The sequence below is a fragment of the Variovorax nitratireducens genome (genome assembly GCF_051216545.1).
Lineage (GTDB): Bacteria > Pseudomonadota > Gammaproteobacteria > Burkholderiales > Burkholderiaceae_C > Variovorax.
Genome location: NZ_JBPJZO010000002.1, coordinates 615,121 through 634,997 on the forward strand (window position 1 = coordinate 615,121; position 19,877 = coordinate 634,997).

Here is a 19,877-nt window from a genome sequence, read left to right on the forward strand (position 1 = left end):
GCAAAAGAGATGGCGCGCGAGCAGATGATGTGCTTCGTCACCCCCGGCGCGGCGGACGCGCCGGGCGACGTGCCCGCCAGCGTGCGGCGCCGCATCGAGTCCATGTGCCGCGCCATCGGGCGAATTCATTTCGCGACGCTCGCGCTTTTGCCCGTCGCGCCCGAGGCCTCGCCCATGGCATCGCCGTCGCTGATGCTCGAGGTGGTGGTCGACGAAGGTGTACCGCCGGCAGAACTCATCGACCTCATGCTGCAGCACGGCTTCGGCGCGTTGTGGAGGCTCTACCGTGCCCATTGGCCTGGCCCGCAGGGCTCGACGCTGGCGTCGAAGCGGGATTGGCTGCGCGCGTTTCTCGCGCAGCATGCCAACGTGGCGGCTTGCGGTTTCGTGGGCAACCGTGATCTCGACGTGGCGCAGGTTCGCGGTGAAAACAACCTCTTCAGGCAGGCCGGCAGCGCGTTTCGCAACCTGCGGCCCGATCCGTTCGCAGACCGCGCCGCGCTCGGCGACTACATGGCCGTCTGGGCTCGTCGTTTCGGCGGCGCCTGGGCCGCCGAGCTGCCGCGGCGCTCGCTGTGGCGGCATGGCAATCTGCCCGACGGCGTACGGCTGGCCCTGCTGTCGGTTCGGCTGCTGGTTCCGTTTCTTGCGGTGCTGGGCCTGCTGACGGTGGTCGGTGCGATCGTGCTGGCATCGGCGCAGTTGCTCGCCGGCGCGGGCCTGGCCGTGCCCGACTTTGTCGCGGCCGCGGTGTTGTTTGCGGCCCTCGGGCTGCTGGCGATCCTGCTGCCGGTCATCTTCGGCGCGATGACCGGCGCCGTGGGGATCGTCGTGGCATTCGTGGTGCTGTTGCTCTTCGTGCTGTTGCTGAGCGCCGTGATGGTCGTCACCGTGGTGATGGGCGTGTTGTGGATTCCCGCCTGCATGGGGGCGCTCACGGCGCTGGGGGGTATCGCATTGCTCGCCATCGGGCTCAGCGCTGCCTTGCTGCTGCTGGTGTGCGCCGCGTCCAACCTGCGTGCGCCGCCGTTTTTCCCTGTCGTGCTCGCGTCCCTTACGAGTGCGGTGTTGCTACTGCTGGTCTTCGGGCTGACCTGGTGGATGTTCAGGGTGATGGGTGCCCTGCCCTGCAAACAGGATGCCCTGCATCTGTCGGTGTGGCCCGATCCGTTGACCGCGATCTGCTGGGCGTCCGGTGCCATCGTCGTGGTGGGGGCGGGGCTGTACTGCGGTCCACGCCTGCTCGGCTTTCTGGGCCGCAGGCTCGCCGAGGCGCTGAAGGAAGCCGACCGCCCCGGGCCGCTGCCCGAGGTGCCGCTGCACACGGTGCACCCCAGCATCCAGGCCTGCGAGGCGGCGCTGGCCAGGCGCACCGGCCACATGATCAGCCTGACCGAGATCAGAGGTCCCGCGCACCTGCGCTGCCTGCGTTTCTGGCTCTGGCTGATCAACCTGCTTGGTGAGCTCTACTTCACCGAGGGCCGACTCGGCAGGATGGGGGGCATCCACTTCGGCCACTGGCACATCCTCGACAACGGCCGCCGGTTGCTGTTCTGCAGCAACTTCGACGGCGCGTTCGGTGGCTACCTCGATGCCTTCATCCGCGGTGCGTCGCAGGGCGTCAATTTGATCTGGCGCAACACCGAACTGCGACCGCGGCAGGCGGCGCGTGACGGCCATCCCGCGGTGCGGGTGGCGCGCAGCTTTCCGCCGACGCGCGTGCAGATCTTCCGCGGCTGCAAGTGCGAACAGGCGTTCAAGTCCTATGCGCGCGACAGCATGGTGCCGCACCTGTACCGATTCGAGGCGTATTGCCTGTCGCGCGACGACATCGCACGCGCGACGCGGCTGCGCGTGGCGCTGCAGGGCCGGCGCACCGCCGTCAAGGATGACCAGATTGCGAGGGCGCTGGAATCATGAGCGAAACACAGCACGATCTCGAACAGGCGTTCGGCGACATCCAGGCGCTCGTCGGCACCGGCTTCACGCGGCTGCGGCAGGGGCACTACCTGCTGCTGCAGGTTGCCGATGCTGCCCTGGCACGCCAATGGATCGGCGAACTGCTGACGCAAGGGCTGGTGCGCGCCCTCGGCGAGGTTCGCCGGCCGCACATCCCGGGCCCGGCACCAACCACCGCCGATGCACGGCGACCGATCGACGAATCCGTGACGCTCACCTTCAGCCATGCTGGGCTGGCGGCGCTCGGCCTGACCGACGACGTCGACCGCCCATTTCCCAGCGCGTTCCGCGGCGGCATGGCCGAGCCCTCGCGTCGCGAGTTGCTTGACGACGACAAGGTAACGGCGTGGTACTGGGGTGATACCGAGCGCAAGGCGGTTCACCTTCTGGTTGCGCACTTCTGGGCAGACAATGCGGAGCCCTCGCGCCTCCTTGATCCGGACCAACTCGCGAACCGGGGCCTGGTGAAAATGCATCGGGTGCCGACCTGCCCGGCCTACATCGACCCGCCGACGCAGGAAGACCCGGGTTCGCGCGAGCCTTTCGGATTCCGCGATGGGCTGAGCCAGCCCTTGCCGAGCGGCATCGCGTGGTCCAAGGCCGAACGGCGTGCCCGGGAGCAAGCGGGCAAGACGCTCTTCAACGACCGGCGTGTCGCGCTCGGCGAGTTCGTGCTCGGCCATCCCAACGAATACCGCGAAAAGGCGTATTGCCCGGGCCTGGCGTGGGCATCGGCGCCAACGGCGCCGTGCGTCGACTTCGGCCGCAATGGCAGCTACATGGCGGTGCGCCAGATCGAGCAGCATGTGGCGGTCTTCGAGGCCTTTGCCCGCAGTTGCCCGGTGCCGGATATCGCCGAACGCATGATGGGCCGCCGCAAGAACGGCCATGCGCTGGCCGCCGCATCCGGCAGCCAGACCGGGCTGGACGGTTTTCGCTACCTGCAAGACGACGCCGACGGCTTTCGTTGTCCGCGCGGCGCCCATGTGCGCCGCGCCAACCCGCGCGATGCGGTGGCGAGTTCGCCGGAAGACGGCGTGACGAGTTCCCGGCTGCACCGGCTGCTGCGGCGCGGACGCGTTTACACGGACGAGGGCGCCGCGAGCAACCCGTGCGAGGTCGGCCAGGGCAAGGGGCTGATGTTCGTCGCGCTCAACGCAGACCTGGATCGCCAGTTCGAGTTCATCCAGCGTAGCTGGATCGGGGGCCCGCGCTTTGGCGGGCTGAGCGATGAGCAGGATCCGATCCTCGGCACATCACCCGATCGCGCCTTCACCGTGCAGGGCCTGCCGGTCGGCCTGCGCATCGGCCCGCTGCCGCGCTTCACCACCGTGCTGGGCGGCGGCTACTTTTTTCTGCCGGGATTGGCCGCGCTGAAATTCATCGCCGACGGCCCACCGACCTCAGCGTGAGGGCTGGCTGCTGAGCAAGGCGAGCGTGCGCCCGCCCTCGTCGAGCAACACCAGCCGGTCGGGGCCGGCCAGGCGGTAGGTCGCGGCGGTCTGGAGCACTTGCAGGAACTGGGCTTCGATGCCGCTGCGCGCAGCGTCGACACAGGCCATCCTGGTCGACGCGAGCTGGCCGATGCGCAGCGCGCTGCCGCTGCGCGTGAAGGTGCCTGAGAGCCGGTTGCAGCCGCCCGAGCCGCTCACGCGTCCGCTGTTGCGGTCGAAGGCGACCTGCGGATCGCGCTGCGGCTCGCGGCCGGCCTCGACCGGCTGGCCGTTCAGTTGCGTCAGCCACCAAACCGGGCCCTCGATGGGCTCGTCGAGACTGATGCCACTGCCGCAGGCGGTGATGCCCGCAGCGAACAGGGCCGCCAAGAGGAAGCGGAAGCGGGAGAGCGGATGGGTGGTGGCGCGCATGGCAGGCCTCAGCTCAGCACGACGCTGCTGAGCCTGCGCCGGTAGGTGGACACGGTCGGGTCGACCGGCGGGATCTGGCCATCGGCCACTTTCACCTTGGCCGGCTCGATGATCTCGAGGATCGCCACGTAGGTCTTGCGCGCGATTTCCTCGTTCCAGGTCTTGTCGCGCATCAGGATCTCGAGCAGCTCGTCCATCGCTTCGGGCCACTGCTGCGCGGCCATCAGCAGTCGGGCGCGGTCGAAGCGGGCCTGGAAGTCGCGCTTGGCGGCGGCGATCTTCGCGTCCAGCTCCGCCAGCACGGGGGCCGTGCCGGTGGCGGGCGCGGCGAAATCGATCGCATCCATCCAGCGCTGCAGCGCGTCGAAGCGGCGCACCAGCGAGGTCTTGTCGATCACCGGCGCGAACGCCACCTTGGCATCGTCGTCGCGGCCCTCCTGCAGCAGCAGCTTGATGTAGTCGAAGCGCGTGTCGTCGTTGGCCGGGTCGGTGGCGATGGCATGCTGCAGCTTCTCCAGCGCGCCTTCGGTGTCGCCCTCGGCCAGCGCGTCCTGTGCGGCTTCTTCCTCGGCGGCGGCTTCCAGCGCTTCGGCCGCCGGCACGTGCTTGTCGAGAAAGGTGCGGATCTCGGCCGCGGGAATGGCGCCGACGAAGCCGTCGACCGGCTGGCCGTCCTTGAACATCACGCAGAACGGGATGCTGCGCACGCCGAACATCTGGCTCAGCTGCTGCGAAATCTGAGGCACCTTGTCGGCGTCGAGCTTGGCCAGCGTGAAGCGGCCGGCGTAGTCGGCTTCGAGCTTTTCGAGCACCGGGCCGAGCTGTTTGCAGGGGCCGCACCATTCGGCCCAGATGTCCAGCAGCACGGGCGTGGTCATCGAGCCGTCGATGAGTTCGGACTGAAAGTTCTCGAGGGTGATGTCGATCATGGGACGAAGGCGGGGGTCAAACGTAAAATTGAAACCATGAATCAAGCAATCCAGGTCGGCGTGGTGATGGGCTCGAACTCCGACTGGGAGACGATGCGGCATGCGGTCGAGATTCTCCAGCAATTCGGCATCGCGCACGAAGCGCGCGTCGTGTCGGCGCACCGCATGCCGGATCAGCTGTTCGCCTACGCCGAAAGCGCCGCTTCGCGCGGCCTCTCGGCGATCATCGCGGGCGCCGGTGGAGCGGCGCACCTGCCGGGCATGGTGGCGGCCAAGACCACGGTGCCGGTGCTTGGCGTGCCCGTGGCCAGCCGGCACCTGCAGGGCGTCGATTCGCTCTACAGCATCGTGCAGATGCCCAAGGGCGTGCCGGTCGCCACCTTCGCGATCGGCAACGCCGGCGCGGCCAACGCGGCGCTGTTCGCCGTCGCGATGCTGGCGATCGGCAACCCACGGCTGCGCACGCAGCTCGACACCTTCCGCACCGCGCAGACCGCGGCAGCGCAGGCCATGACGTTGCCGCCGCCGGGCGCCGACGCACCATCGGCGGCCGCGCCGGTGTCGCCGGTCTCGCCCTTCTCGCCGCAAGGCGGGGGCGCGCTGTGAGCGGCGCGGTCAACGCGGGCCCCCCGGTGCTGCCCGGCGCCACGCTCGGTGTACTGGGCGGCGGCCAGCTCGGCCGCATGTTTGCGCAGGCGGCGCAGCGCATGGGGTACTTCACCGCCGTGCTCGATCCGGATCCGGACAGTCCGGCCGGTCGCGTGAGCCACCACTACATTCACACCGACTACTCCGATGTCGACGGCCTGGCACGGCTGGCCGGCCTGGCCGATGCGATCACCACCGAGTTCGAGAACGTGCCGGCGCCGTCGCTCGAGCACCTCGCTGTCGCGCGGCCGGTCTCTCCGGGCGCATCGGCCGTGGCGATTGCGCAGGATCGCATCCGCGAGAAGGCGCATTTCGCCCGCTGCGGCGTGGCCTGCGCGCCCCATGCCGTGATCGAGACCGCAGCCCATCTGGCCACGGTCACCGAAGCGCTGCTGCCCGGCATCCTCAAGACCGCGCGGCTCGGCTACGACGGCAAGGGCCAGCAGCGCGTGGCGACGCGCGACGAACTCGCCGCCGCCTGGGAAGCGACGGGCGGCGTGCCCTGCGTGCTCGAAAAGCTGATGCCGCTGGACTTCGAGTGCTCGGTGATCGTCGCGCGCGGGCACGATGGGCAAATGGTGCACCTTCCGGTACAGCGCAACCTGCACCGCGGCGGCATCCTCGCCGTCACCGAAGTGCATGAGCAAAACATGCTCACCGCGCAGGCGGAGCGCGCGGTGGCCGCTGCACGGTCGATCGCCGAGGGGCTGAACTACGTCGGCGTGCTCTGTGTCGAGTTCTTCGTGCTGACCGACGGCACGCTGGTCGTCAACGAAATGGCACCGCGCCCGCACAACAGCGGCCACTGGAGCATGGACGCGAGCGATGTGTCGCAGTTCGAGCTGCAGGTGCGCACGCTGGCCGGCCTGCCGCTCACGGCGCCGCGGCAGCACAGCCCGGCCATCATGCTGAACCTGCTGGGCGACCTGTGGCTGCTCGACAGCGACACGCCGGCCGAGCCGCCCTGGGGCGATGTGCTGGCACTGTCGGGCACGCACCTGCACCTCTACGGCAAGACCGAGGCGCGGCGCGGCCGCAAGATGGGCCACCTCAACATCACCGGCGCCGACATCGCGGCGGTGCGCAGCACGGCCGACTTCGCCGCCGCGCTGCTGGGGCTGGCGATCCCGCTGTCGGAATGAGCCGCGCGTGATCCTCGACGGACAGTCTTCCACCGCGATCGAACAAGCGGCCAGCCTGCTGCGCGCCGGCGGCCTGGTCGCGTTCCCGACCGAAACCGTCTACGGTCTCGGGGCCGATGCCAGCAGCGACGCGGCGGTGGCCGGGATCTTCAAGGCCAAGGGCCGGCCCAGCGACCATCCGCTGATCGTGCATGTCGCAGCGGGCGTGCCGGGCACCGAATCGCTGTCGCGCTTTGCCCAGCCGCTGCCGTTGTTCGCGCAGCAGTTGGTCACCGCCTTCTGGCCCGGGCCGCTCACGCTGATCGTCACGCGCCAGCCCGGCGTGGGCGCGGCGGCGGCCGGCGGGCAGGACACCATCGGCCTGCGCTGCCCGGCCCACCCGGTCGCGCAGGCGCTGCTGGTGGCCTGCGCCGCGCAGGGCGTGCCCGGCCTGGCCGGCCCGAGCGCCAACCGCTTCGGTCGGGTCAGCCCGACCACTGCGGCCCACGTACAGGACGAGTTCGGCGACGGTCTCACGGTGATCGACGGCGGCCCGTGCGCGGTCGGCATCGAGTCGACCATCGTCGACTGCAGCCGCGGCGCGCCGGTGTTGTTGCGGCCCGGCGCCATCACGCGGGCCCAGATCGCTGCGGTGTGCGGCGAGCGCGTGCGCGACCCGGCCGAACTGGCGCAACCCGACCCGCGCGCCTCCGGCACCCTCGAAGCGCACTACGCGCCCAACGCCAAGCTGCGGCTGATGGACGCCCGCGCGCTGCAGACCGGGCTCGACGTGCTCGGCGCCAATGCGGCGCACATCGCCATCTGGTCGCGCAGCCTGGTCAAGAGCTGCTCGCAGAACGTGCTGCAGCGGCGCATGCCCGACGACGCGGCCATCGCGGCGCAGCAACTGTTCGCGGTGCTGCGCGAGTTCGATGCGGGCGGCGCCAGGCTGATCTGGATTGAAACGCCGCCCGACACCCCCGAATGGGAAGGTGTGCGCGACCGGTTGCAGCGCGCCGCCGCGGCGTAGACCCGCCCTCGTCGAGAGGCGCCGCGCGGGTTGAACAGCGGCAACGCCTGAATACTTTCGTTAACCTTCGTGCGTTTGTGCCTCTGCGGGGCGGCAGCCCGCGGGCAAAATTCGGCGGATCAAAAAAATTGAGATCCAAGGAAGAGCATGAAATCGAACCCCGCCGAGTTGGCGTTGATCACGAGCGCGCTGGCGGCCATCGAAAAGCTGTTGGCGCGGGCACGCAGCGACTCGCCGGACGTGCCGTTTTTCGGCCCGAGCGAACTGGGCGCCCTGCCACCCGAGGCGCAAGAGGCAGCGCAATTGCAGGAAGAAGCCAGCTACCGCGCCCGCCCCAGGGAGTCAGCCATCCATTTCTGTCTGACCTCGGCCGGCGCGCTGCTCGATGTGAGCCGAACCTTGCTGAAACAGCCCGAAAACCCCTCGCCGCACGAGCAGGAGCGCCAGTGGAAGGCGCTCAGCAGCCACACCAAGATCGCCGGGCGCACGGCCTACCGCGCTGCGCTGATCCTGGCCGATCAGAAAACCGGCCAGTAAGCCGCCCGCTTATTTATTTGGCCGCGTCGAACAGCCTGCGCGCGGCCAGGTGGCAGAACGGCGGCTCGTAGCTGCCGTGGTAGGCGCCGTAGTAGGTCGCATAGGCGGCTGACGCCGCGTCGGTCGGCGCCTTGCCGCCCGGCCCGTAGGTGGCTTGCACCTGGGCATCGACGTCAACGGTCGAGACCGTCGTCACACCCCGCGCGTCGAAATCGGCTTTCATCGGCGCCAGATGCAGCGCGGGTGGCACGGTCGGATCGCCGGCCCCGCCGCACAGCAGCGTCTTGGCCCGCGGACTCCAGCCGAACAGGTCGTTCTTCTTCGCATCCAGGTACAGCGCGTTGACGGGATTGGTCAGCACGTCGTTCAGGAAGGCCGACTGGAACAACGCGTCGCGTGCCTGCGCCGGCGTCTCGCCATTGGCGCCCGGCAGCGCGCCGGTGGTCACCAGCGTGGTGTAGTTGAGCGTCGGGCTCGGCAGCAGGTTCTCGATGGTGGCGGCGTAGGGCGCCTTGTAGACGTCGCCGACGCGGGTGTACACATCGCCGTAAACCTTCTGGTACGAGTTGACGATGAAGGGCACGAAGAATTGGTAGCCCGCGATCGCCACGCCGCTCTTGAACGAGCCCGACAGGTTGTAGGGCCCCGCCAGATGCGCGCCGGCCACCACGTTGAACTCGGCGGCGTTGTCGCGCTCGGCCGCGCGGTGCGCGGCCATCGACGAATGGCCGCCCTGTGAGTAGCCGGTGAACATCACCTTGCCCGACAGGTTGGCGTTGAGGTTCACGACCGCGGCGCGCGCAGCGCGGATTGCGTCGATCACCGAGCGGGCTTCCGAATCTGCATGCAGGTAGGGGTGGTACGGGTAGGTCGACTTGGCGTAGCCGAGGTAGTCGGTCGCCACCACCGCGTAGCCCTGTGCCGCGTACATCGCCAGCAGCAACTGCGTTTCCGGGTCGGACGGATTGGCCAGCGTGCGCGGCTTCTGCACGTCGGTGCCCTTGGCATAGGCCACCAGCGGCGCGGCCGTGGACGCGCAGGCGCCGGCCGGCAGCAACAGCACGCCCGAGGCGTTGGTGTCCTCGCCGCGAGCGCCAAGCGTGGTGTAGTTGAGCGCGATCACCTTCACGTCGCACTGCGCCTTGCCGCTGAGCGCCTGCAGGCCACTGGACTGGGTGGCGCCATCGATCTGCGCGCTGGTGAGCGTGGTCAGAGTGGTTTGCTGCTCGACCAGCTTCCCGGTGCTGGCCGGGGCGTTGGGGCCGACTCCGGTGCCGATGCCGAACCCGAAGTTGCCGCCGTCGCCGCCGCCGCCACAGGCCGAGAGCAGGGCCGCGGCCGCGATGGCGCTCCAGAAATGCAGACGTTTCATCGTTGTCTCCGATGCATGTTGTTGTGGATCGATCCAGCGGCCATCGTGGGCGCGCGCCGAACACTTCACCACAAGGCAAACCCGCATACTGTCAGCCGCCGCGCCGAGTTCGCCTTTCAGTCCTGCGCGGCCCAGTCGACCAGCGCGTCGAACGCCGGGCGCGCCGCGCCGGCGTTGACATGGTTCGCGATTGCGACCACCACGTAGCGCCGGCCGCTGGCGCCGTCGACATAGCCCGCCACGCCCGCCGCATCGCGCAGCGTGCCGGTCTTCAGGTGGGCGGTGCCGCCCGAGCGCAGCGCCCGCTTCTTCAGCGTGCCATCGACGCCCGTGGCCGGCAGCGATGACATCAGCTCCGGCATCACCGGCGAGCGCCAGGCGTGCAGCAGCATCTTGGCCAGGGCGGCCGAGGTGATGCGCTCCTCGCGCGAGAGGCCCGAACCGTTGTCGAACACGGGTTGGCCTTCGCCGGTTCCGATGCGGTCGTTCCACCACTGGCGCAGCGTGGTGCGCGCAGCGTCGAGGGTGCCGCGGTTCTTCTGCTGCAGCCCGAGCGTGAGGAACAGCTGCTGCGCCATCACGTTGTTGCTGTACTTGTTGATGTCGCGGATCACCTCGGCCAGCGGCGGCGAAACGCTTTCGAACACCGGCTTCAGCCCGGCCGGCACGCGGCCCTCGCGCACCTGGCCCTTGAGCTGGTTGCCCATGTCGCCCCACATGCCGCCGACCGCGCGCACCGCATAGCTGCGCGGGTCGGCGTAGGCGACGGCCCAGACCTTCTCGCCGCAGGCCGCCGGGTAGCTGCCGCCGAAGCGGATGCGCGCCGGATCGGTGAACTCGGCGCGCAGGCCGCCGCGGTAGTCGCCGCATTCACCGGCCGAGAGCGGCACCGTGGACTGCAGTGAAACGCCCGCGAGAGAGGGCTCGAAGTTGACCTGCGCGGTCTGCGCCTGCAGGTTCGGCACGAAGGTCATGACCACCGACTTGAAGTTCAGCAGCAGCGCGTCGGGCGAGGCGTTGTAGGGCCGCAGCGGCTCGCCGTCGAAGGCTGCGGGGTCGGGCTCGACCGTGTTCTCGAAGGCGCTGCGGTCGATCACGATGTCGCCCGCGACGGTGTGGATCCCGAGCCCCTGCACGCGGCGCATCAGCAGCCAGAGCCGCTCGATCACCAGCTTGGGATCGCCCTGGCCCTTGATGTAGAGGTTGCCGTTGAGCACGCCGTTGGCGATCGGGCCGTCGATGTAGACCGGCGTGCTCCACACATAGGCCGGGCCGAGCAGGTCGAGCCCCGCATAGGTGGTGACCAGTTTCATGATCGACGCCGGATTGACCGGCACCTGCGGCCGCCAGGCCAGCCGCGGCGGCTTCAGCCCGTCGGCGTCGACCACCAGCATCGTCACGGCTTCGCGCGGCACCTTGGCGCGCGCCAGCGCGGCGTCGACTTCGGGTGGAAGGCTTTGCTGGGCGGCGGCACCGGCGCATGCCAGCGCGGTGAAGAAGAGGGCGGCAACGCGGGCGGAAAAACGCATCCTCCGATTATCCCGGCCGGCTACCGGAACAGGTGAAGCTGCGCGTGATACAGCAGCATCACGGTCTTCGCATCGGCGATGCGGCCGTCCGCCACCATCGCGAGCGCCTCGTCGATCGTCGGTTCGAGCACCTCGATGTCCTCGCCCTCGTCGGCCAGGCCGCCGCCATCGTGCAGGCGCATCGACGCGTCGTAGGGGGCGACGAAAAAATGCAGCTTCTCCGTCACCGAGCCGGGGCTCATGAAGCACTCGAACACCTTCTGGACGCTGCCGAGGCGATAGCCGAGCTCTTCCTCGACCTCGGCACGGATGCGCGCTTCGGGCGCCGCATCGTCGAGCAGCCCGGCCGCGGCCTCGATCAGCATCCCGGCGCCGCCGTTGACGAAGGCCGGGTAGCGGAACTGCCGCGTCAGCAGCACGGTGCGGCGCGCCAGGTCGTAGGGCAGCAAGGTGGCGCCATTGCCGCGGTCGTAGGTTTCGCGCTCCATGCGTTGCCACCGGCCGTCGTTGCGGCGCCAGTCGAAGGCGGTCTTCTTCAGCACATACCAGCTGTCGGACAGGAGGGTGACTTCGTGCACCCGAACGCGTTCGTGCAAGTTCATAGGCGCGGATCGTACGTGCAAATTCGTGCAATATCAAGATAAAACGTGCAAATGGCGCATCGGCCCGCTACCATCGGGCCATGCTGACCCGTCAACGCAAACAACACCTCCTCACGACCTTGCAGCGCGACGGACAGGTGGTCGCCAAGACGCTCAGCGAAGCGCTCGGCCTCTCGGAAGACACGATCCGGCGCGACCTGCGCGAGCTGGCGGCCGAAGGCCTGCTGCAGCGCGTGCACGGCGGCGCGCTGCCGCTGGCGCCGGCCGAGGCCGACTTTGCCGGCCGCCAGCAACTGGCCACCGGCGACAAGCTCGCGATCGGCCGCGCGGCGGCGCGCATGGTGCGGCCGGGGCAGGTCGTTTTCATCGACGGCGGGACCACGGCCGTGCAGATGGCACGGCACCTGCCGGCCGCGCTGCGCGCCACGGTGGTCACGCACAGTCCCTCGGTCGCGCTCGAACTCGTCGGCCACGCCGGCGTCGAGGTGGTGCTGATCGGCGGCCGGCTGTTCAAGCATTCGGTGGTGGCCGTGGGCGCGGCGGCCATAGAGGCCATTGCGCGCATCCGCGCCGACACCTTCTTCATGGGCGTGACCGGCGTGCAGGCCGAAGCCGGCCTGACCACGGCCGACCTCGAAGAGGCGCACATCAAGCGCGCCCTGATGGCTGCGGCCGCCGAAACCGTGGTGCTGGCGTCGTCCGAGAAGATCGGCGCGGCGTCGGCCTGCGTCATCCAGCCGCTCGGCGCGTCGGTCACGCTGCTGGTGGCGGCATCGGCGCCGCCGAAGCCGCTGACAGCCTTGCGTAAGACGGGGGCTCATGTGGTGTGCGCCGACGATGTGGCCTGAGCGCTCGATAATCCCTCGATGCCCGTTGCCCCCCGTTTCTCGCCGCGTGCCATCGGCATCGGCGCCGCTGTCGTCACGGTGCTGGTCTGGACGGCCTTCATCGTGATCGCGCGCGCATCGGCCGGGCGCTCGCTGACGCCGCTCGACCTCGCCTTCGCCCGCATGTCCGGCGCCAGCCTGGTGCTGGCGCCGTGGGGCGCCTGGCTGGTGATGCAGGCGCGCCGCGCGCAAGCCGGCGGGACTGGTGGAGCCCCGGTCGGGTCACTGTTCGGCCTGTCGCCGCTCGGGTTGCGCGTGACCGCGCTGGCCGGCGCGACCGGCGGCCTTGGCTATGCGCTGCTCGCGTACACCGGCTTCTTCTATGCCCCGGCCGCGCATGCGTCGGTGCTACTGCCCGGCAGCCTGCCGCTCTGGACCACGCTGCTCGCGGCCGTGGTGCTGCACGACCGCATCACGCCCAAGCGGGCGGCCGGGCTCGCGCTGATCGTCGCCGGCGACCTGGTGGTCGGCGGGCGCAGCCTGCTGCACGCGTTCGAGGGGGGCGAGATCTGGAAGGGCGACCTGCTCTTCATGAGCGCCGCCTTCTGCTGGGCCTGCTATAGCGTGGTGGTGCGGCGCCACGGGCTCGAGGCGGTGCGCGCCACCATCGCGATCACGGTGTTCGCGTTCCTGAGTTTCGTGCCGGCCTATGCCGTGCTGGCGGCGGCCGGCTGGGTCACCAGCCACATCGGCACCGCGCCGTGGGGCGAGGTAGCGTTCCAGATGATGTTCCAGGGTGTCGGCTCGGTGGTGATCTCGGGCATCACCTTCACCCGGATGATCCAGTACTTCGGCCCGGTGCGCTCCACCATGATCACCGCGCTGGTGCCGGGGCTGTCGGCCTTTGGCGCCGTGATCTTTCTGGGCGAGCCGTTGCACTGGAGCCTGCTGGCCGGGCTGCTGCTGGTGACGGCGGGCATCCTGTTCGGCGTGCAGCGCGTGCGCCCGATCGCGCCTGAAAAGACAGCGCCTCCCGCCCGTGTGGCGGGCGTTGCAGGCCGATTCGATGCATAAGTTGCTGGCCTTCGACACCAGCACCGAGCACCTGTCGGTGGCGGTGCAGCATGGCGACGCGCTGTGGATGCACAGCGGCGCGGGCGGCGCGCAGTCGTCCACCACGCTCATTCCGATCGTGCTGCAGCTGCTGGCCGAGGCTGGCCTCACCCTGCAGCAGCTCGATGCCATCGCGTTCGGCCGCGGCCCGGGCTCCTTCACCGGCCTTCGCACGGCCTGCTCGGTGGCCCAGGGCCTCGGGTTCGGCGCGGGCGTGCGCCTGCTGCCAATCGATACGCTGCATGCCGTGGCCGAAGAGGCGCGCGAGCGCTTCGGCGCGCGGCGCGTGCTGGCTTTGCTCGACGCGCGCATGGATCAGGTCTATGCGGCGAGCTATGACTTCGATGCCGATGCCGATGCCGATGCCGATGCCGATGCCGATGCCGATGCCGATGCGCCAGCAGACAGCGCGCCGCGGCTGCTGGCGCCCGAAGAAGTGCAGGTGCCCGCGGGCTGGGTGATGGCCGGCAATGCGTTCCAGGCTTATGGCGAGCGCCTGCCGTCCGGCCCGGCACGCCACGCGGTGCTGCCTACGGCCGCTGCACTGCTGCGGCTGGCGCCCGGCATGATCGCGGCCGGCCGCACGGTGGCGCCGGCCGAAGCCTGGCCGCTCTATGTTCGCGATAAAGTGGCGCAGACCACCGAGGAACGCCTGCGCATTCGCCGCGAATCCGCTGCCCACGCCTCGGTGGCACCTTCGACATGAGCGCCGTTCTGCAACCGCTGGAAGCCCGCCTGGAGCCCCTCACCATCGAGCGGCTGGTGCCGGTGTGCGCGGTCGAGCAGACCGCCTACAGCCACCCCTGGACGCGCGCCAACTTCATCGACTCGCTGCACGCGGGCTACCACTGCCAGCTCCTGGTGGGCGGCCCTGCGGCGCGCGGCGGCGACGAAACCCTGATCGGCTATTTCGTCGCCATGAAGGGGGTCGACGAAGTGCACCTGCTCAACCTCACCGTGGCGCCCGCATTCCAGCGCCAGGGCTGGGCGCCGCTGTTGCTTGAAGCGCTGGGGGGCTGGTCGCGCGGGCAAGGCGCCCAGTGGCTGTGGCTGGAAGTGCGCGCCAGCAACGCGCGCGCGCTCGAGGTCTACGAACGCCAGGGCTTTCGCCGCGTCGGCTTGCGCAAAGGCTATTACCCGGCGCACGACGGCCGGCGCGAAGACGCGATCGTCATGAGCCTGCGCCTCAATGAATCGACAAGCGCCTGGGGGGCACTGAAATGAGCACCCTCGCGCTGGACGCGCGGCAACGCGCGATGCTCGACGAGATGGGCGTCAAGGTCTGGTGGCCGGCCGAGCCGTCCCCGCCGGTCGCTGTCGAAAAGGCGGCTGCTGCCGCAGACCGGGAGGCTGGCCCAAACCGATCTGATGTGCAGGCTGAAGCTCCGGTGCGGCCCGAAGCCCCGGTGCGGCCGCCCGTGGCGGCGCGGCCGGCGGTGGGTGCAGCAGCGCCCGTGGCACGCCCGGCGCCCGCTGCCGGCGATGCCGTCGTGCTGGTCGAGCCGCCGCAGCGCCTCTACGGTGGCGGCGCGGCGCAGGGCGGCTGGCTGATCGTGGCCGACATGCCGCCCGAAGCCGACGGCCGCCATGGCGATCCGTTCGCGGGAGACGCCGGCCGGCTGCTCGACAACATGCTGCGTGCGCTGCAACTGCACAGCGGCGCGGTGCCGGTGCACCTGATGCGCACGCACCGTGGCGCGGCCGCATCGACCACCGGCCTGCGCCCGTTCGACCAGAGCTTTGCGGCACACAGCGCCGCCGTGGCGCCGCGGCTGGTGCTCGCGCTGGGCCCGCTCGCGGCGCAAAGCCTGCTGCAGCGCGCCGAGCCGCTCGGCAAGCTGCGCGGCCGGGTCACCGAAATCGCGACGCTGCCCGGGGTGCAGGTGGTGGCCACCTATCACCCGGCCTATCTGCTGCGCAACCCTGCCGACAAGGCGCGGGCCTGGGCCGACCTCTGCCTGGCGGCCGCGCAGCTCGGCTGACGCAGCGGGCCGGAATCTAAAATCCGGCCCCATGACCTTCCTCCTCAAGCTGCGCGCCGCCGAGCAGCAGAACGCTTCCATGCTCTGCGTCGGCCTCGATCCGGAACCGAGCCGTTTCCCGGCCGGGCTCAAGGGCGATGCCAGCCGTATCTACGACTTCTGTGCACGCATCGTCGATGCCACGGCCGACCTCGCCATTGCCTTCAAGCCGCAGATCGCCTACTTTGCCGCGCACCGCGCGGAAGGCCAGCTTGAGCAGCTCATGGAGCACCTGCGCCGCAACGCGCCGCACGTGCCGGTGATCCTGGACGCCAAGCGCGGCGACATCGGCTCGACCGCCGAGCAGTACGCGATCGAGGCTTTCGAGCGCTACGGTGCCGATGCGGTCACGCTGTCGCCGTTCATGGGCTTCGATTCGGTGGAACCGTACCTGCGACACGCCGACAAGGGCGCTTTCCTGCTGTGCCGAACCAGCAATCCGGGCGGCGCCGATCTGCAGGGGCAGCGGTTGGCGGGGCTGGAAGGAGAACCTTTTTTGTATGAGCACGTTGCGCGGCTGGCGCAGGGCCCCTGGAACCTGAACGGCCAGCTCGGGCTCGTGGTCGGCGCCACCTACCCGGCCGAGATCGAACGGGTACGGGCGCTCGCACCCACCGTACCGCTGCTGATCCCGGGCGTCGGCGCGCAGGGGGGGGACGCGGTCGCCACGGTGCGCGCGGGGTGGCGCAGCGATGCGCCGATCGTCGTCAACTCGTCGCGGGCGATCTGCTACGCCTCGTCGGGTGACGACTTCGCCGAAGCCGCGCGGCGCGTGGCTCTCGGCACGCGCGAGATGCTCCAGGCCGCGCGTTCATAAACGACATTTCCTGTCAGACGCAAGCTCGAGTTGTATCAAAGTGACGTAAAAAGTCACATTTAATTACGCTAGTTGTCCTACAGACGTTCCTTTCAGGCCTTAGCGTCTGATCCCAGCCGGGCATGGCATTTGCCTCGTGTTGGTAGGCGCCGGAGCGCCGAGGAGCGAGAACCTGATGGTTGAAGAACAAGAAATCGCTGCTGCGCCAGCGTTGGATGCAGTGCGCGCGCTGCCTGAAGCCGATGCCACGCCGGCGGGCCGGCATCCCCCTCTTTCGCTGGCTGCCGCGCTGGCCGCGTCGGCCGCGCTGGCTGCCTGCGGTGGCGGGGGCGGCGGCGGAGGCAGCGGCGCGTTCATTGGCCTCGGTGCCAGTGGCGCGACGACCACCAATGCCGGGTCGCTGACCGCCCTCGGCACCACGCCGACGGCACAGGGCTACCTCTACACCACGGCCAAGACCGACGACGAGGCGGCGCGCTTCCTGCTGCAGGCGCAGTTCTCGGCCAGCGAGGCCGACATCGCCGCCGTGCGCACCAAGGGCTACCTGGCGTGGCTCGGCGAGCAGGTCGACCGGGCGAAAACCCAGACCGGCTGGGAATGGCTCAGCAGCAAGCCCTACAACACCGTCTACACCGACGACATGATCTGGAACCAGCTCATGACGGCGCCGGACGGCTTTCGCAAGCGCATGGCGCTGGCCTTCACCGAGATCTTCGTGGTGTCGGCCAACGACATCGGCTCGAACTGGCCCGACTACATGATGGCCCAGTACTGGGACATGCTGGTGGCCGGCGTCACCGGCAACTTCCGCAAGCTGCTGGAAGACGTGACGCTGAACCCGGCGATGGGCTACTACCTCAACACGCGCGGCAACCAGAAGGAAAACGCGCAGGGCCGCCAGCCCGACGAGAACTACGGGCGCGAGGTGATGCAGCTTATGACGCTGGGCCTGTACCAGCTCAATGCCGACGGCACCGTCAAGACGGCTGCTGACGGCACGCCGCTCGACAGCTACACCCAGGACGACGTCACCAATCTTGCCCGCGTGTTCACCGGTTACGACCTCGACATCAAGACCGCCGAGCGCACTGGCTTCCCCGTGCCGGGCCAGACCTACACGATCGAAAGCAACCAGTGGACGCAGCGGCCGATGGTGCTGACCGCCTCGCGCCACTCGATGCTGGAAGCCAAGTTTCTCGGCGCCACCGTGGCGGCCAACACCGAGGGCACGGCGGCCCTCAAGACCGCGCTCGATACGCTGTTCAACCACCCCAACGTCGGGCCGTTCATCGGCAAGCAGCTGATCCAGCGGCTCGTGACCAGCAACCCGAGCGCGGGCTATGTGTCGCGCGTCTCGGCGATTTTTGCCGACAACGGTGCCGGTGTGCGCGGCGACATGAAGAGCGTGCTCGCGGCAGTGCTGCTCGACAACGAGGCGCGCAGCCCGGATGGGCTCGCCAGCCCCGACTTCGGCCGTTTGCGCGAGCCGATGCTGCGCCTGGTGCAATGGGGCCGCACTTTCGGCATCGCATCGACCAAGGACACCTGGAAGATCGGCAACACCTCGGATGCAGCGAACCGGCTCGGCCAGAGTCCGCTGCGCTCGCCCTCGGTGTTCAACTTCTTCCGGCCCGGCTATGTGCCGCCATCGACCGTGCTGGCGAGCGAAGGCAAATCGGCGCCCGAGTTCCAGCTGGTCAACGAGACCAGCGTGGGCGGCTACCTCAACCACCTGCAGGGCGTGCTGGCCAACGGCTACGACAGCAAGGACGTGATCGCGAGCTACGCGACCGAAAAGACGCTGGTCACCGATGCGGGCGCGCTGGTGCGCCGGCTCAACCTGATGATGTGCGCCAACCAGCTGTCGGCCGCGACGCAGAAGACGATCACCGATGCGCTCGCCGCGCCGGCCGTCACCGCCGCCAGCACCGATGCCGTCAAACTCAACCGCATCTACGCGGCGGTTCTGATGGTGATGGCTTCCCCCGAATACCTGATCCAGAAATAGGGCGCCCCATGCATCTGATCGATCCCAAGGGCCACACCCGGCGCGCCTTCCTGCAACGCTCGAGCGCGCTCGCGATGGCGGGTACCGCGATGCCGTTCGCACTCAACCTGTCGGCGATGAGCGAGGCCGCAGCCCAGTCCGCCACCGACTACAAGGCGCTGGTCTGCGTGTTCCTGTTCGGCGGCAACGACTACGCGAACACCGTCATCACCTACGACGACGACAGCTACAACAAGTACAGCACCATCCGCGTGCCCCAGGCCTCCGGCGGCGTGGCCATCGCGAAGGATGCGGCGCTCGCCGCCACGCTGCTGAGCCCGACGGTGCCGCTGGCCGGCGGCCGGCAATACGCACTGCATCCGCAAATGACACAGCTGGCCGGGCTGTTCAACACCGAGGGCAATGTCGCGGTGCAGCTCAACGTCGGCCCGCTGGTGGTGCCGCTGAGCCGCGCGCTCTACAACAACAGCAACAAGAAGCTCTACCCGCAGCCGCCCAAGCTGTTCTCGCACAACGACCAGCAGTCGACCTGGCAGTCGTCCTCGCCCGAAGGCTCCACCATCGGGTGGGGTGGCAACATCGGCGATCTGGTGCTGAACCAGAACAGCAACTCGCTGTTCACCTGCATGTCGGTGTCGGGCAATGCCGTGTTCCTCTCGGGCGACAGTGCGCTGCAGTACCAGGTCAGCACCGGCGGCGCGGTGCGCATCGGCAGCGTGAGCAGCGCCAGCAGCGCCAGTCTCCTTGGCTCGTCCACCGTCAAGAGCGCGATGCAGCTGCTCACGCAGCAGGCGCGCGGCCACAAGCTCGAAAACGAATACAACAAGGTTACGAAGCGCGCCGTCGAAGCCGAGGGCTCGGTCACCACCGCGATCCAGTCGGCCTATCCGGCCGGCACCTTCCCGACCACCGGCCTCGGCAACCAACTCGCGATGGTGGCCCGGCTGATCCGCGGCCGCAGCACGCTCGGCAGCAAGCGCCAGGTCTTCTTCGTGTCGATGGGCGGCTTCGACCTGCACGACAACCTGATCGCCAACCAACCCGGCCTGATGAAGCAGCTCAGCGACGCGATGGCCGCGTTCCACAGGCAGATGGCACTCGAAGGCATGGGCGACAAGGTCACTGCCTTCACCGCCTCCGACTTCGGCCGCACGCTGGCGTCCAACGGCGACGGTTCCGACCACGGCTGGGGCAGCCACCATTTCGTGGTCGGCGGCGCGGTCAAGGGCAAGGCGATCTACGGCTCGCCGCAGGTGGTGAGCATCGACAACACGTCGACCTCCGCGGGCTACGAGGGCCACGTGGGCCAGGGCCGGCTGATCCCCACCACCTCGGTCGACCAGTACGGCGCGACGCTGGCCAAGTGGTTCGGCGTGCCGGATGCCGACCTGCCCGGCATCCTGCCGAACCTCAAGAATTTCGGCGGCAGCCTGGTGGTCAACGGCACCACGTACAACTATCCGAAGGATGTAGGGTTCATGATGCCGGCTTGAACTCCG

Annotated in this window: 19 protein-coding genes; 14 read left to right on the forward strand and 5 right to left on the reverse strand. The window is 69.1% G+C overall.

Annotated features, from left to right (window positions below; translation table 11 throughout):
- The first annotated feature begins 9 nt into the window (after window positions 1-9).
- Together ACSFA8_RS08240 and ACSFA8_RS08245 are read left to right on the forward strand one after the other, a co-directional pair.
- Window positions 10-1,920 carry a hypothetical protein gene (locus ACSFA8_RS08240; protein WP_435478999.1) on the forward strand — a complete coding sequence of 637 codons (1,911 nt, stop codon included), beginning with the start codon at window positions 10-12 and terminating at the stop codon, window positions 1,918-1,920.
- Window positions 1,917-3,371: a Dyp-type peroxidase gene (locus tag ACSFA8_RS08245; RefSeq protein WP_435479000.1), complete on the forward strand. Its 1,455-nt coding sequence runs from the start codon at window positions 1,917-1,919 to the stop codon at window positions 3,369-3,371. Before ACSFA8_RS08240 ends, ACSFA8_RS08245 begins: the two co-directional genes overlap by 4 nt.
- Here ACSFA8_RS08245 and ACSFA8_RS08250 read toward each other — a convergent pair.
- Both ACSFA8_RS08250 and ACSFA8_RS08255 read right to left on the reverse strand, forming a co-directional pair.
- The gene (locus ACSFA8_RS08250; RefSeq protein ID WP_435479001.1) at window positions 3,363-3,824 is read right to left on the reverse strand and encodes an META domain-containing protein; all 462 of its coding nucleotides are present in this window, start codon (window positions 3,822-3,824) and stop codon (window positions 3,363-3,365) included. The genes ACSFA8_RS08245 and ACSFA8_RS08250 overlap by 9 nt on opposite strands.
- 8 nt (window positions 3,825-3,832) lie before the next feature.
- On the reverse strand, window positions 3,833-4,753 hold the full coding sequence (locus ACSFA8_RS08255) for a tetratricopeptide repeat protein (RefSeq protein ID WP_435479002.1): 921 nt from the start codon (window positions 4,751-4,753) through the stop codon (window positions 3,833-3,835).
- Between the two features lie 36 nt (window positions 4,754-4,789).
- Between ACSFA8_RS08255 and purE the strand changes: the two genes are divergently transcribed.
- The 4 genes from purE (at window position 4,790) to ACSFA8_RS08275 (ending at window position 8,089) form a co-directional block, all read left to right on the forward strand.
- Window positions 4,790-5,359 carry a 5-(carboxyamino)imidazole ribonucleotide mutase gene (gene purE / locus ACSFA8_RS08260; protein WP_435479003.1) on the forward strand — a complete coding sequence of 190 codons (570 nt, stop codon included), beginning with the start codon at window positions 4,790-4,792 and terminating at the stop codon, window positions 5,357-5,359.
- Complete coding sequence (locus ACSFA8_RS08265) at window positions 5,356-6,543, forward strand: 5-(carboxyamino)imidazole ribonucleotide synthase (RefSeq protein ID WP_435479004.1); 1,188 nt, start codon at window positions 5,356-5,358, stop codon at window positions 6,541-6,543. Before purE ends, ACSFA8_RS08265 begins: the two co-directional genes overlap by 4 nt.
- Before the next feature lie 7 nt (window positions 6,544-6,550).
- Window positions 6,551-7,552 carry an L-threonylcarbamoyladenylate synthase gene (locus ACSFA8_RS08270; RefSeq protein ID WP_435479005.1) on the forward strand — a complete coding sequence of 334 codons (1,002 nt, stop codon included), beginning with the start codon at window positions 6,551-6,553 and terminating at the stop codon, window positions 7,550-7,552.
- 147 nt (window positions 7,553-7,699) lie between these two features.
- Entirely contained in the window at window positions 7,700-8,089 is a 390-nt protein-coding gene (locus ACSFA8_RS08275) for a hypothetical protein (protein WP_435479006.1), read from the forward strand.
- 13 nt (window positions 8,090-8,102) lie between these two features.
- Here the strand turns inward: ACSFA8_RS08275 and ACSFA8_RS08280 are convergent, their stop codons facing one another.
- The 3 genes from ACSFA8_RS08280 to ACSFA8_RS08290 all read right to left on the reverse strand — a co-directional run bounded on the left by ACSFA8_RS08280 (window position 8,103) and on the right by ACSFA8_RS08290 (window position 11,592).
- Window positions 8,103-9,461 carry a lipase family protein gene (locus ACSFA8_RS08280; RefSeq protein ID WP_435479007.1) on the reverse strand — a complete coding sequence of 453 codons (1,359 nt, stop codon included), beginning with the start codon at window positions 9,459-9,461 and terminating at the stop codon, window positions 8,103-8,105.
- Window positions 9,462-9,577: 116 nt separating this feature from the next.
- Window positions 9,578-10,990, reverse strand: coding sequence for a D-alanyl-D-alanine carboxypeptidase/D-alanyl-D-alanine endopeptidase (gene dacB / locus ACSFA8_RS08285; protein ID WP_435479008.1), 1,413 nt, complete (start codon window positions 10,988-10,990; stop codon window positions 9,578-9,580).
- A gap of 20 nt (window positions 10,991-11,010) precedes the next feature.
- The gene (locus tag ACSFA8_RS08290; protein ID WP_286540106.1) at window positions 11,011-11,592 is read right to left on the reverse strand and encodes an NUDIX hydrolase; all 582 of its coding nucleotides are present in this window, start codon (window positions 11,590-11,592) and stop codon (window positions 11,011-11,013) included.
- 80 nt (window positions 11,593-11,672) lie between these two features.
- Between ACSFA8_RS08290 and ACSFA8_RS08295 the strand changes: the two genes are divergently transcribed.
- The 8 genes from ACSFA8_RS08295 (at window position 11,673) to ACSFA8_RS08330 (ending at window position 19,871) form a co-directional block, all read left to right on the forward strand.
- Window positions 11,673-12,440, forward strand: a complete 768-nt coding sequence (locus tag ACSFA8_RS08295; RefSeq protein ID WP_435479009.1) for a DeoR/GlpR family DNA-binding transcription regulator — start codon at window positions 11,673-11,675, stop codon at window positions 12,438-12,440.
- Between the two features lie 18 nt (window positions 12,441-12,458).
- Entirely contained in the window at window positions 12,459-13,493 is a 1,035-nt protein-coding gene (locus ACSFA8_RS08300) for a DMT family transporter (protein ID WP_435479010.1), read from the forward strand.
- Entirely contained in the window at window positions 13,486-14,238 is a 753-nt protein-coding gene (tsaB, locus tag ACSFA8_RS08305) for a tRNA (adenosine(37)-N6)-threonylcarbamoyltransferase complex dimerization subunit type 1 TsaB (protein ID WP_435479011.1), read from the forward strand. Before ACSFA8_RS08300 ends, tsaB begins: the two co-directional genes overlap by 8 nt.
- Entirely contained in the window at window positions 14,235-14,756 is a 522-nt protein-coding gene (rimI, locus tag ACSFA8_RS08310; RefSeq protein WP_435479012.1) for a ribosomal protein S18-alanine N-acetyltransferase, read from the forward strand. Before tsaB ends, rimI begins: the two co-directional genes overlap by 4 nt.
- Complete coding sequence (locus ACSFA8_RS08315; protein ID WP_435479013.1) at window positions 14,753-15,514, forward strand: uracil-DNA glycosylase; 762 nt, start codon at window positions 14,753-14,755, stop codon at window positions 15,512-15,514. The genes rimI and ACSFA8_RS08315 overlap by 4 nt, the downstream gene beginning before the upstream one ends.
- A gap of 31 nt (window positions 15,515-15,545) precedes the next feature.
- Window positions 15,546-16,370, forward strand: a complete 825-nt coding sequence (gene pyrF / locus ACSFA8_RS08320; protein WP_435479014.1) for an orotidine-5'-phosphate decarboxylase — start codon at window positions 15,546-15,548, stop codon at window positions 16,368-16,370.
- Window positions 16,371-16,545: 175 nt separating this feature from the next.
- A complete protein-coding gene (locus ACSFA8_RS08325) occupies window positions 16,546-18,378 on the forward strand; it encodes a DUF1800 domain-containing protein (protein ID WP_435479015.1) in 1,833 nt (610 codons plus the stop codon).
- A gap of 8 nt (window positions 18,379-18,386) precedes the next feature.
- On the forward strand, window positions 18,387-19,871 hold the full coding sequence (locus ACSFA8_RS08330; protein ID WP_435479016.1) for a DUF1501 domain-containing protein: 1,485 nt from the start codon (window positions 18,387-18,389) through the stop codon (window positions 19,869-19,871).
- Window positions 19,872-19,877 lie beyond the last annotated feature (6 nt).